At 73.8% G+C, this 12,268-nt stretch carries 10 protein-coding genes and 1 riboswitch; of the genes, 2 read left to right on the forward strand and 8 right to left on the reverse strand.

Going from position 1 to position 12,268, the window contains the following annotated elements; genetic code table 11:
• Positions 1-16 precede the first annotated feature (16 nt).
• Entirely contained in the window at positions 17-1,168 is a 1,152-nt protein-coding gene (locus BGP79_RS13530) for a homoserine O-acetyltransferase (protein ID WP_076696364.1), read from the reverse strand.
• Positions 1,165-2,490 (reverse strand): bifunctional o-acetylhomoserine/o-acetylserine sulfhydrylase, encoded by a 1,326-nt coding sequence (locus BGP79_RS13535; RefSeq protein WP_076696366.1) that lies wholly within the window; start codon positions 2,488-2,490, stop codon positions 1,165-1,167. Before BGP79_RS13535 ends, BGP79_RS13530 begins: the two co-directional genes overlap by 4 nt.
• Before the next feature lie 61 nt (positions 2,491-2,551).
• Positions 2,552-2,668: riboswitch (SAM riboswitch) on the reverse strand.
• Positions 2,669-2,790: 122 nt separating this feature from the next.
• Here BGP79_RS13535 and BGP79_RS13540 point away from each other — a divergent pair.
• Positions 2,791-3,429, forward strand: coding sequence for a VOC family protein (locus tag BGP79_RS13540; protein WP_076696368.1), 639 nt, complete (start codon positions 2,791-2,793; stop codon positions 3,427-3,429).
• A gap of 56 nt (positions 3,430-3,485) precedes the next feature.
• On the opposite strand, the gene BGP79_RS13545 is transcribed toward BGP79_RS13540, so the two are convergent.
• The 6 genes from BGP79_RS13545 to BGP79_RS13570 all read right to left on the reverse strand — a co-directional run bounded on the left by BGP79_RS13545 (position 3,486) and on the right by BGP79_RS13570 (position 11,241).
• Entirely contained in the window at positions 3,486-4,196 is a 711-nt protein-coding gene (locus BGP79_RS13545; RefSeq protein WP_076696370.1) for a C40 family peptidase, read from the reverse strand.
• A 202-nt stretch (positions 4,197-4,398) separates the two neighbouring features.
• Positions 4,399-6,210: an FAD-dependent oxidoreductase gene (locus tag BGP79_RS13550; RefSeq protein WP_143588427.1), complete on the reverse strand. Its 1,812-nt coding sequence runs from the start codon at positions 6,208-6,210 to the stop codon at positions 4,399-4,401.
• A complete protein-coding gene (locus tag BGP79_RS13555) occupies positions 6,207-7,895 on the reverse strand; it encodes an FAD-dependent oxidoreductase (protein ID WP_233121540.1) in 1,689 nt (562 codons plus the stop codon). Before BGP79_RS13555 ends, BGP79_RS13550 begins: the two co-directional genes overlap by 4 nt.
• 8 nt (positions 7,896-7,903) lie before the next feature.
• Positions 7,904-9,022, reverse strand: coding sequence for an alcohol dehydrogenase catalytic domain-containing protein (locus tag BGP79_RS13560; RefSeq protein WP_076696374.1), 1,119 nt, complete (start codon positions 9,020-9,022; stop codon positions 7,904-7,906).
• Positions 9,019-9,354 carry a YciI family protein gene (locus tag BGP79_RS13565; protein WP_076696376.1) on the reverse strand — a complete coding sequence of 112 codons (336 nt, stop codon included), beginning with the start codon at positions 9,352-9,354 and terminating at the stop codon, positions 9,019-9,021. The genes BGP79_RS13560 and BGP79_RS13565 overlap by 4 nt, the downstream gene beginning before the upstream one ends.
• A gap of 60 nt (positions 9,355-9,414) precedes the next feature.
• A complete protein-coding gene (locus BGP79_RS13570; RefSeq protein WP_198928488.1) occupies positions 9,415-11,241 on the reverse strand; it encodes an FAD-dependent oxidoreductase in 1,827 nt (608 codons plus the stop codon).
• Between the two features lie 110 nt (positions 11,242-11,351).
• Between BGP79_RS13570 and BGP79_RS13575 the strand changes: the two genes are divergently transcribed.
• Entirely contained in the window at positions 11,352-12,263 is a 912-nt protein-coding gene (locus BGP79_RS13575) for a LysR family transcriptional regulator (RefSeq protein ID WP_076696379.1), read from the forward strand.
• The last annotated feature ends 5 nt before the right edge of the window (positions 12,264-12,268 follow it).

A 12,268-nucleotide genomic window follows, 5' to 3' on the forward strand; every position in this document is an offset into this window, starting at 1 on the left:
CACCGGAAGCGACCACTCAGCGGCCGAAGACGTGCGCGTCCAGCAGGGCGCCGAGCTGGTCCATCTCGGTGAGGAACCCGTCGTGCCCGATGGCGGCGTCGATCAGGTGCACCGACACGTCCCCCGGCAGCGCGGCGGCCAGCTCGAAGGACTGCTCGGGCAGGTACAGCCGGTCCGAGGTGACCGCGGCGACGAGGAACTCGGCCCGCACCCCGGCGAGCGCCTGCTCGAGGCTGCCGCGGCCGCGGGCGACGTCGTGGCTCATCAGCGCGTCGGAGAGCACGATGTAGCTGTTCGCGTCGAAGCGGGCGGCCAAGGACGTGGCCTTGTGGTCCAGATAGCTCTCGACGGCGTACCGACCGCGGGAGGCGTTGGTCCCACTGAAGGGGTCCTCCCCCGTCTGCGGGTTCCGGCCGAACCGGGCACCGAGCTCCGCCTCGCTGCGGTAGGTGATGTGCGCGATCCGGCGGGCGATGCCGAGGCCGGCCGCGGGCGCCGGACCGTCGTAGTAGTTGCCGTCGGCGAAGTCCGGGTCGTTGCGGATGGCGAGCAGCTGTGGCTGCGCCCACGCGATCTGCTCGGCCGTCGAGGACGCCCCGATCGCCAGCACCGCGCACCGCCGCACCGCGTCCGGGAACGTCACCGCCCACTCCAGCGCCCGGGCTCCGCCCATGGACCCGCCGATCACGAGCGAGAAGACGTCGATGCCGAGCGCCTCCGCGAGCCGCTTCTCCGCGTGCGCGGCGTCGCGGAGGGTGATCTGCGGGAACCGCGACCCCCAGGGCCGCCCGTCCGCGGCGAGCGAGGACGGGCCGGTCGACCCGTAGCAGCCGCCGACCATGTTGATCGAGACGACGAACACCTCGTCCGTGTCCAGCGGCCGGCCCGGCCCCACCAGGGTGTCCCACCAGCCCGGCACGTCGGTGTCCCCCCGGGCGACGTGCGAGGAGCCGGTCAGGGCGTGGTGGATGAGGACGGCGTTGGACGCGTCCGCGTTCAGGGTGCCCCACGTCTCGTAGGCGAGCACGACGTCGGGCAGGACGCCGCCGCCCTCCAGCGGGAGGTCGCCCACGGACGCGAAGCGCACCGCATCGGCCGCCTCGCCGAGGGAGGCGAGGGCGGAACGCGCCTGCTGCTGGTGCTGCTGCTGGTCCGGGAGCACACTCATGCGGCGTTGGCCTCCCGCAGGGCCGCGAAGCCGGTCTCGAGGTCGGCGAGGATGTCGTCGATGTGCTCGAGGCCCACCGAGAGGCGCACCAGTCCGGGGCTCACCCCGGCGATCGCCTGGTTGACGTCCGAGAGCTGGCTGTGGGTCGTGGACGCAGGGTGGATGACGAGCGAGCGCACATCCCCGATGTTGGCCACGTTCGAGTGCAGGGTCAGCGCGTCGACGAACCGGCGCCCGGCCTCTGCTCCGCCGTCGATCTCGAAGGCGATCACGGCGCCGGCACCCTTCGGCGCGTACTTCCGGCCGAGCTCGTACCAGCGGCTGGACGGCAGGCCGGCGTAGGCGACCGAGAGCACGTCGTCGCGCCCCTCGAGCCACGCCGCGACCTTCTCCGCGTTCGCCACGTGCCGCTCGATCCGCAGGCTCAGCGTCTCCAGGCCCTGCGCGATGAGGAACGCGTTGAACGGGCTCGCGGCGGCCCCGGTGTCCCGCAGCCACTGCACCCGCGCCTTGAGGATGTAGGAGAGGTTCGCGCCCAGCGCCCCACCCTCCCCCAGATCCCGCCCGAACACCAGGCCGTGGTAGGACTCGTCCGGCTCCGTGAAACCGGGGAAGCGGCCCGCCTCGGCGGTGTAGTCGAACCGGCCGGCGTCGACGATCACCCCGGCGATCGCGTTGCCGTGCCCGCCCAGGTACTTGGTCGCGGAGTGGACGACGACGTCGGCGCCGTGCTCGATGGGCCGCACCAGCCAGGGGGTGGGCACGGTGTTGTCGACGATCAGCGGCACACCCGCGGCGTGCGCGGCGTCGGCGACCGTGGCGATGTCGAGGACGTCCTGCCGCGGGTTGGAGATGGTCTCCCCGAAGAACGCCTTGGTGGTGGGCTTGACGGCCGCCGCCCAGGACGCCGCGTCGTCCGGGTTCTCCACGAAGTCGACGCTGATGCCGAGCTTGGGCAGCGTGTAGTGGAAGAGGTTGTGGGTGCCGCCGTACAGGGAGGGGCTGGCGACGATGTGGTCACCGGCCTCGGCGACGTTGAGGATGGCGTACGTGACGGCGGCCGAGCCCGAGGCGAGCAGCAGGGCACCGACGCCGCCCTCGAGCGAGGCGACCCGGTTCTCGACGGCCTCGTTGGTGGGATTGCCGATCCGGGTGTAGATCGGGCCCAGCTCCGCCAGCGCGAACCGGGAGGCTGCCTGGTCCGCGTCGTCGAAGACGAAGGAGCTGGTCTGGTAGATCGGCAGCGCCCGGGCCCCGGTGGCGGGGTCGGGCTGCTGGCCGGCGTGGATCTGGCGGGTCTCGAAGGACCAGGAGTCGGACATGCCGTGCCTCTCGGATCAGAGCCGGCGGTTCCGGGGCGGGTGCACCGTCCCCGGGCACACCGGCCCGCGCTTGCGACGCGCGAGTGCGCGGCGCCAGGTCTTCACCCGGGGCACCCCACCGCGGTAGGAGGGTTGCCGGTCAGCGAGCCGGGGCTGCATGTCGCTGACACTCATGACCTCGCACCAGTGTTCGATGCACCGGCCCTCCCGCGCAAGTCGATGACTCTCGACGTACCCCGCCGGGACGTGATTAGGGTCACCTAACCAGCGTCGGCGCGGCGCCGGTGCGAGGATGTCGGCATGCGCCTGGATCACGTCTCCTTCGCCTGCGGACCCGCCGGACTCAACGTCTGTGCCGAGGAGATCGGCCAGGCGCTCGGGATGCGCCCGGTGACCGGTGGCATCCACCCGCGGTTCGGCACCCGGAACGCGATCTTCCCCCTGAAGAACCACCGCTACATCGAGGTCGTCGAGGTGCTCGACCACCCGTCCGCGGACAGCGCGCCGTTCGGTCAGGCCGTGCGCGCCCGCTCGGAGCTGGGCGGTGGCTGGCTCGGCTGGGTGGTCAGCGTCTCCGATCTCGCCCTGTTCGAGAAGCGCCTCGGCCGGGACTCGGTGCCGGGCAACCGGAAGTTCCCGGACGGCCGGGAGCTGCAGTGGCGGCAGATCGGCGTCAAGGGCCTCATCGCGGACCCGCAGGTGCCGTTCCTGCTCAACTGGATCAGCCCGCCGGACCTGCACCCCTCGATGGCGGCGCCGACCGACGTCGCGCTGGCCGAACTGCAGATCGCCGGCTCCCCCTCGCGGGTCACCGACTGGCTGGGACGGGACGTGCGGGACGCCCTCGCCGACGTCGACGTGGACTGGGTCGCCCCCAACGGCACCCCCGGCGTCCTCTCGGTCACCTTCGAGACCCCGCGCGGCACCGTCACCATCTAGCCGGCTCCGGCCGCTCCCGGCCCGTCGATCGGATGCGGACCGAGCCGGACGTGCGCTCAGCTGTCCTTGACGGGCAGCCGGATCAGCAGTCCCCCGTGGTACGGGACGTGCATCGTGCCCTGGACGGGATTGAGCGCCTCGTAGGCCCCGCCGTTGCCGTCGTAGATGCCGATGTGGTGGCCGGGGATCCAGATGATGTCCCCGGGCCGGCCCTCGGAGAGCGGGATCTGCTGGGCGCCGAGCGCGGTGGCCATCGCGTCGCCCCCGAGCACCGGCAGATCGAAGCCGTGCTGGCGCAGCACCCAGCTGACATAGCCGCCGCAGTCCCACCCGGTCACCGGTGAGGTGCCGCCCCACACGTAGCGGTGGCCCACACCGGTCTGGGCGGTGGCGATGATCGCGTTGCGCAGCGCCGCGGCGTTGCCCGTGGCGACGGCGGCCGTCGGCGTGCGCCAGGTGGTCACCGGGCCGAGCGTCGTCGGCAGCGTGGCCCGGATCGCCGAGTCGGGGATCGGCCAGGCCTCGCCCGTGACCGGTGTCGTGGTCGTGGTGACGGCTGCGGCCGGAGCCGGCGCGGGCGGCGCCACCAGCCAGTGCGCCTGGGCGGGGGCGGCGAGCCCGAGCGTGGCGGCACCGGTCAGGGCGCCCACGACGGCGACGGTCGCGGCCCGGCGGCCGTGCCGGGCGAGGACCCGTCCGACGCCGCCGGTTCCGGCGCTGCCGGGGTGGACGGTCTCGGCGCGATGCCGGGCGTGCTGGGTACTCATGGATCCCCCCGTAGAAAGCCACGCGGTGCGGCGGCGTGCGGCCGTCCTGCTCCCCGTGCGTGGACGGGCCGACCGGGGCCGACCCTCCGGCCGACGTCGTCGGCCCGATGCCTGTCACCCTAGGGCACCCGACGGTCCCGTGACCATGGGTGTCCGCCTGCGATGATGCTGGGAGTCCGGCCGGTGCCGACGAGGAGCGCCGTCACCACCCCGCCAGCGGCCGCCGCGTCTCCGCGCCCGGCAGCGGCCGGTCGCCGGCCATGTTCCGCACCGCGGCGTAGGCGAAGACCAGCCCCGGTCCGATCGTGATGCCGGGCGCGGGATACGTGCCGCCCATCACCGACTGCATGTCGTTGCCCGCGGCGTAGACGCCGCCGAGGGGCGTCCCGTCCGCGCCGAGCACCTCCGCCGCGGCGTTCGTCTCGAATCCGGTGGATGCCCCGATGTCCCCGGGGTAGAGGCGGACCGCGTAGTAGGGGGCGCCGTCGACGGGTGCGATGTTGGGGTGCCCGGTCGACGAGGCGGGGTCGCCGTTGAACCGCTGGTAGTCGTTCAGGCCGCGGTGGAACTCGGGATCCTCGCCCCGGGCGGCGGACGCGTTGGTGTGCGCGACGGTGCGCGCCAGCTGGTCGGCGGCGATGCCGAGCCGGTCGGCGAGCACGGCCAGGGAGTCGGCCCGGACCAGGTACCCGTCGTCGAGGTAGGGGCGGAGCCCCCGTTCGCGCTGGAAGGGCCGCACCATCCCGAGGCCGTACGTCGCCATGCCGGTCGCGTCCGTGATCAGGAACGACGGCGTGGCCGAGCCCGGGTCCTCGTGGTCGTGCATCACCATCTGGTTGCCGAAGAGGTGATAGCTGGTCGCCTCGTTGACGTAGCGACGCCCGTGCTGGTCGACCACCACCATGTGCGGCTTGGCGCGGTCCATGACGAAGTGCGGGAACACGGCCCGGCTGCCGTCCTCCCGTCGGCGCGTGGAGACGGGGGCGAAGAACGCGTGGGCGAATCCGGTGGTGCCGTAGTGGCCGCCCAGGCCGTCGACGAGGTCGTGCGCCTGGCCGGTGTGGCCGGGCGCCCCGGGGCACCAGGCGATGTCGTGGCCCGGCAGCAGCGCCGCGCGGCGTCCGGGGTGCCGGTTGAATCCGCCGGAGCCGACGACAAGGTTCCGGACGGTCACGTGCCGGGCCGTCCCGTCCTCGTCGATGCGGACGTCCCAGCCGCCGTCCGTGCGGGTCGCGGAAACCACCTGGCTGCGGGTCAGCACCGGGACCCGCCGCTCGTCGAGCGTGTGCAGCAGCGCGGCGACGAGCGCGTTGCCCATGGTGCGCCGCGTGTCCCTCCCGTGGCGGGCGACGGCGTCGCGGTAGGCGCGGCGCAGGGTCAGCAGGTGCCGCCGGGACTCCTCGGTCGGGTGCGCGCCGGCGAGGTGGCCGATGTCGTCACGCTCGATCGACATGCCGCCGAACGCCGTGAACTCGGGCAGCGGGTCCCGGACGAGGGCGAGGCGTTCCCCGAGGCGGGTCCCGTCGAAGGTGGCCGGTTCGAGCGCCCGCCCGGCCAGCCGGGAACCGGGGAGCTGGGTGAGGTAGTCCGGGTGGACCTTCCGGGCGAGGTACCGCACCGACGAGCCGGTCTCCATCACGGCGACGGCCTCCGGACCCAGGTCGAGGAAGGTCTGACGCAGCTCCGCCGGGGCGTGCGAGCCGACGGCGGCGTCGAGGAAGGCCGCGGCGTCGGCCCGCGAGTCGCTCGCCTCGACCTCGGCCGCGTGGTGGGTGCCCGGCACCCAGGTGGTGCCGGCGGTCCATGCGGTCGTCCCGCCCACCCGGTCGGTGCGTTCGACGACGGCGACGCGCAGACCGGCGATGGCGGAGAACACCGCGGCGGACAGCCCGGCCCCACCGCCGCCGATGACGAGCACGTCGAGCTCGTCGGCCTCGCGCAGTGCCGCGGCGGGCTCCCCGGAGGGGTACGGGATGGCGGTGCCGGCGCGGACGTCGGCGGTGGTGGTGCTCATGCGAGGATCTCCTGTGCGGCCGGGGCGGTGGTGGCGCACCCGGCGGAGCCGGCGGTGAACGTGGCGGCGAGGTGCTCGCCGGCGGCGAAGCCCCGGGTGATCGCCGGGCCGAGGGTGGATCCGCCGCCGGGGTAGGCGCCACGGAAGAGGGTGGCGGAGACGTTGCCGGCGGCGTAGAGCCCGTCGATCACCTCGCCGTCGAACCGGAGCACCCGCCCGTGCCGGTCGGTGGCCAGCCCGCCGGAGGTGCCGAGCGCGCCGCAGTGCAGGGCGACGGCGTGGAACGGCGCCACGGTCAACGGCCGCAGGCACGGGTTGGGGGTGATGCTGTCGTCGCCGAGGAACCGGTCCTCGGCCGAGGCGCCGCGCCCGAACGCCCGGTCGACGCCCTCCGCGGCATCGGCGTTGAAGCGGGCCACCTCGTCGGCGAGCGCCGCCGGGTCGACGCCGATCCGCCGCGCGAGCTCCTCGATGGTGTCCGCGGTGACCATCCCGTCGGGCCCCTGGCCGGGGGTCGAGCCGGCCACGGGGTAGCTGCGCAGGTACCGGTCGTCGACGACCAGCCAGGCGGGCAGCCCCTTCGGTTCGAGCCGGTGCTCGTCGACGGCGCCCATGACGTGGGAGACGTCGTGGTAGTTCAGGGCCTCGTTGACGAAGCGGCGGCCGTCGGCCCCCACGGTGATCGAGCCCGGCAGGGTCATCTCCACGTTGCCCATCCGCCCCGAGGCGCGCCCGTCGTAGACCTGCCCGGGCGGCGTGATCACGGGCACGCCCCAGAAGGTGGTCATCTCCGCGACGGCGGCGCCGAGCCGCAGGCCCAGACGCAGCCCGTCGCCCTCGTTGGACGGGGCGGAGATCGGGACCACCGGGTGCGGCAGGAACGCGCGCTGCAGAGCGTCGTCCCACTCGAAGCCGCCGGAGGCGAGGACGACGGCGCCGGTCTCGATCGGCGCCGCGCCGGCCACGGTGACGGTCCACGCGCCGTCCTCGGCCGGCTCCAGGCCGGTGACGCGCGCGCCCGCGGCGACCGTCACGCCCCGCTCGAGGGCGGAGACGAGCAGGCTCGCCACCAGCGCCCCGCCCATGGTGCGCGCGCCGTCCTCGGCCCGGCGGGTCAGCAGGGCCGCGTCGGGGGCGGCCCCGTTCAGGGCGTCCCGTTCGGCCATGGTCAGCAGCGGGAAGTAGCTGGTCGGCCGGATCGCGTCCCGCAGGCCGGGCACCGAGCCGACGTCGAACGCGTCGTTGTCGAGGCTGCGGCCGCCCTCCGTGGCGCCCGGCCACGCGAGGCGGTAGTCGGGCCGGGCCAGCGGCGTGAGCCGGACGCGCGTGTTCTCGACGAGCCAGTCCACCGCCGCACCGGACCGATCGACGTACCAGGCGACGTCCTCGGGGTCCACGGTCCCGCCGGTGGCCGCCGTGAGGTAGGCGATCGCGTCCTCCCGGGAGTCGGCGTAGCCGGCGGCGGCGCCGAGCCGGTTGGCGGGAGCCCAGAGGACGCCCCCGCCGACGGCAGTGGTGCCGCCGAGCAGCGCGGCCTTCTCCAGGACGAGGACGCGGGCCCCGGCGTCGGCGGCGCGCGTCGCCGCGGTGAGGCCCGCGGCGCCGGAGCCGACGACGACGACGTCGGCCCGGGCCGGCAGCGCGGAGACGGGGGTGATGACCGGGGTGCTGACAGCGCTGGTCACGGGACTGGTCATCGTGACAGCGCCCCGTCCCGGGCATCGCGGCGCGTGCCGTCCCCGTCGTCGCCGGCACCGGGCATGTCGATGAGGATCTTGCCGACCCGCTGCCCCGTGTCGCGCATGGTGGCGAAGGCGGTGGCGAGGTCCTGCACCCCGAACCGGTGCGTGATGAGGGCGCGCACGGTGTCCGGGTGGCGCACGATGAGCTCGAGCGCCTGCGGGATCAGGCCCTGGCTGTTGCGGCTGCCGAGCAGGTCGATCTCCTTGAACGCCAGCAGGTTGAGCGGGAATCCGGTGGGCCGGACGGAGATGCCGACCTGCACCACGCGCCCGGCGGGGGCGACGGCGGTGACGGCGTTGGTCAGCGAGGCGGGCACGCCGGTGGCCTCGAGGACCAGCTGAGGGCCGTCCGGCGCGGTGTCGGGCAGCGCCGCGGCCAGCTCCTCGGCCGGAAAGGGACCGGTGGGGTCGACGAGGAGGGTGTGATGGGCGCCGAAGTCCCGAGCGAGGTCGAGCCGTCCCGGGACGGTGTCGGCGGTGATCACGGTGCACCCGAGGTCGCGCAGGGCCAGCGTGGCGAGCAGCCCGATGGGCCCGGCGCCGAGCACGAGCACCGTCTCCCCGGCCGCCGCGCGTCCCCGGGTGATGGCCTGCAGGGCGATCGACACCGGCTCGGCGATCGCGCCGAGTTCGGAGGGGATGCCGTCCGGGATCCGGTGCAGCCGCTCCGCGGAGACCGGGAGGTACTCGGCCAGGCCGCCGTCGCAGTAGCAGCCCAGCACCACGAGGCGGGCGCAGACGTTTCCGCGCCCCTGCCGGCAGGCGGCGCACTGCCCGCACGGGATGAGCGGATCGACGGCCACGCGATCGCCGAGGGCGAGGCCGTCGACGCCGGGTTCGTCGATACCGGGGCCGAGGGCGACGACGGTGCCGGCGAGCTCGTGCCCCTGGACCAGCGGCAGCTCGGAGGCGTAGTCGTCCTCGAAGATGTGCAGATCGGTGCCGCACAGGGCCACGTGATCGATCCGGAGCAGGGCCTCCCCCGGACCGGCGGAGGGCCGGGGGACGCGGACGTAGTCGAGGGTGGTGGCCGCGACGGTGCGGACGGCCAGCATCGTCTCCGCGCTCATCGGGCCGACCCCCCCGCGGTGGACCGGTCGTCGTCCGCAGCGGCGAGACGGTCCGCACCGAACTTCGGGTCCCAGCCCCGGACGGTCCGCTCCACGTAGCCGTGGTGGGCGAAGGGGTCGGCCGCCATCGTGGCGTCGACGTCCTCGGGCGACTCGCCACGCACCACGAGCAGCGCCCCGGGCTCGGGACCGGTGGCGTCGGTGGGACCGGAGACCACCAATCGCCCGTCGTCGAACAGCTCCTGCAGGAAGGCGAGGTGGCGCGGGCGGTGCTCGTCGCGCCCGGCCTCGGATCCGGGGGTGTAGCGGTAGGTGACGGCGAAGAGGGACATGGTGACTCCTGAGGGGATCGTCGGGTGAAGAGGAGGACGGGGCCGCACGCGGCAGCGCGGTCAGCCGGTGACGGACCTGCCGGCTCGCACCGGCTCAATGGCGGTGGCCGGCTCGGTGGCGGTGTCGGCGCCCGGGTCGGTGGCCGGATCCGTGGCGGCCAGGTCGAGGGCGGCGATGTAGCCGAAGGTCATGGCCGGGCCGATGTTGACGCCGCCGGCCGGGTAGTGGCCGCCGAAGAGGTTCTTCTGGTCGACGCCGACGACGTGGACGCCGGGAATCGGTGCGCCGTGCTCGTCGAGGAGCCGGGCGCGTTCGTCGGCGCGCAGGCCCGCGAAGGTGCCGAACGAGCCCTGACGGACGTGGACGGCGTAGAACGGTGCCTTCTCGATCGGGGCGAGCGACGGGTTGGGGACGACATCGGAGTCTCCCCCGTACCGGTTGAAGGCGGTCTCCCCGCGGTGGAACTCGGGGTCCTCACCGCGGCGGGCGTCCTCGTTGAACGCGGCGACGGTGGCCACCAGCTGGTCCGCGTCGATGCCGCACCGCTGGGCGAGCGCCTCGAGGGTGTCCGCCTTGACCAGGTAGCCGGAGCGCAGGAACGGCAGCTTGGGCACCGGCCGGGGCATGGCGAAACCGAACGGATAGCGGGCCACCGTGCGGGAGTCGGCGATCTGCCACGCCTCGGCGGCCTCGCCGTCCGGCGTGGCCCGGTTCATCCCGGTGACGTAGTCCCAGTAGCCGTCGGCCTCGTTGACGAAGCGCTTCCCGTCGCGGCGGACACCGATGGCCCCCGGCTTGGCACGGTCCATGATGTGCGGGAAGACGCCGGTGCGTCCGTTCCGGTAGGGCACGAGGGAGACGGGGCACCACGCCGCCGGGGAGACGCCGGTGGTGTCCAGGACGCCGCCGACGGAGCGGCCGAGCGCGATGCCGGCGCCGTCGGCCGTGGCCGGAGCGAGCGTGTGGTGATCGTCGGCGTCACGGTTGTGCGGGAAGAATTCCCGGCGCATGGCCGCACTGGCCGAGAACCCGCCGGCGGCGAGGACCACGCCGCGGGACGCGCCGACGGTGCGCCGACCGTGGGGCGTCTCGACCACGACCCCGGTCACCCTGCCTGTGGCGTCCCGGGTGAGGCCGGTGACGCGGTGCGAGACCCGAATGTCGACGCCGACGTCGACGGCGGACTTCGCGAGCCGACCGGTCAGGGCGACACCGTTGACCCAGTGCTGCCCGGACCCAGTGGTCACCAGGTCCCCGAGATGGCCGAGCACGCGGCGGGCCGCGTGCACCCAGCCGTGCAGCTGGAACTTGGAGACCGCGAGGAAGCCCTGCAGGTCCGGGCCGGCCATGATGCCCATCCCGAGGAAGGAGGTCTCCCAGTACTGCGGCGCCAGGATGCGGCGCAGGCTCCGCGGCAGGCTGCGGCCGTTCAGCGGGGCGGGGCCGACGGAGCGGTGCCCGGTGCCGGCGTGCGGCAGGGTGCCGTAGATGTCGTTGATCCTCGCCCCGGGCGTGAACTGGAGCGCGGTGTGGTGCTGGAAGAAGGAGACCATCGCGGGGGCGTGGCGCAGGAAGGCGTCGACCCGGACCTCGTCGTACTCGTCGCCGACGGCGGCACGGAGGTAGGCCTTCACGTCGTCGAGGGACTCGTCGACGCCGTCCGCCCGGGCGAACTCGTTGCGCGGCGCCCACATCCACCCGCCGGACCGGGAGGTGGCCCCGCCACAGTGGCGGTCCCGCTCCAGGACGAGGACGCGCAGGCCCTGGTGGGCGGCCGTGACCGCCGTCGACAGTCCTCCCGCCCCGGATCCCACCACGACGACGTCGACGGTCTCGTCGACCTGCTCGTCGGTCCCGGTCATCGCGTCAGCGCTGGTCCTGCTCATTCCTCCAGCGTGGTGGTCCGGTGGGACCGCCACAAGACCATGGATCGATTGATTCACGATCGGTCCGATACTGTGTGCGGCACAAGCTCAGTACGGGGAGAGGTGTCGCCATGGAGGTGCGCTGGCTCGAGGCCTTCGTCGCGGTCGCCGAGGAGATGCACTTCGGCCGCGCGGCGGCCCGCCTGCACATGGCCCAGTCCCCGTTGAGCCAGGTCATCCGCCGGCTCGAACGGGAGGTCGGCACCCCGCTCTTCGTGCGCAGCACGCGGTCGGTCGCCCTGACCGGCGCGGGCGAGGCGCTCCTCCCCTACGCCTACCGGACCCTGCGGACACTGGCCAACGCGATGGATGCGGCGCGCAGCGCGGAGGGGGTGCCGACCGGACGCATCTCCCTCGGCTTCTCCGGCGTGCACAATCACCAGACGCTGCCGCGGATCACCCAGTCGCTGCGGCGGGACTTCCCGTCCATCGAGCTCCGGCTGGAGGGCGGGGTGCGCACCTTCGACGGCATCCGGATGGTCCGCAACGGCGACCTGGATGCGGCCTTCATCGGCCTGATCAGCGATCTCGAGCCCCCACTGGCCGGTCGGGAGATCTCCCGGCAGCACGTCGGCTGCGTCGTCCCCGCCGACCATCCGCTCGCCGGGCGCGGGCCAATCCCGGTGCGTCGGCTGCGGGGCGAGCCCTTCGTCATGGGCCCGGTGGACGGCAACTCGTCGATGACCGTCGTGGCGCGGCAGCTGTGCCAGTCCGCCGGCTTCCTGCCCGACGTCGCGCAGACGGTGAGCGACCCGTTCCTGATCCTCTCCATGGTGGCGGCCGGCGTCGGGGTCACGCTGGTGACCTCCGAGGTGATCCCGATCCTGCCGGCCTCGGCGGTCTGGGTGGAGCTGGAGGGCGAGCCGGTGATCTTCCGGCACGGGGTGATCTGGTCGGAGGAGAACGAGTCGGTCCCCCTGCGCGCCTTCCTCACTGTGCTGGACCGGGTGTTCCCCGCCGTGGAGGACACCGGCGGGCTCTGACCTCC

Origin of the sequence: Tersicoccus sp. Bi-70, assembly GCF_001968825.1 — a bacterium.
Taxonomy (GTDB): domain Bacteria; phylum Actinomycetota; class Actinomycetes; order Actinomycetales; family Micrococcaceae; genus Tersicoccus.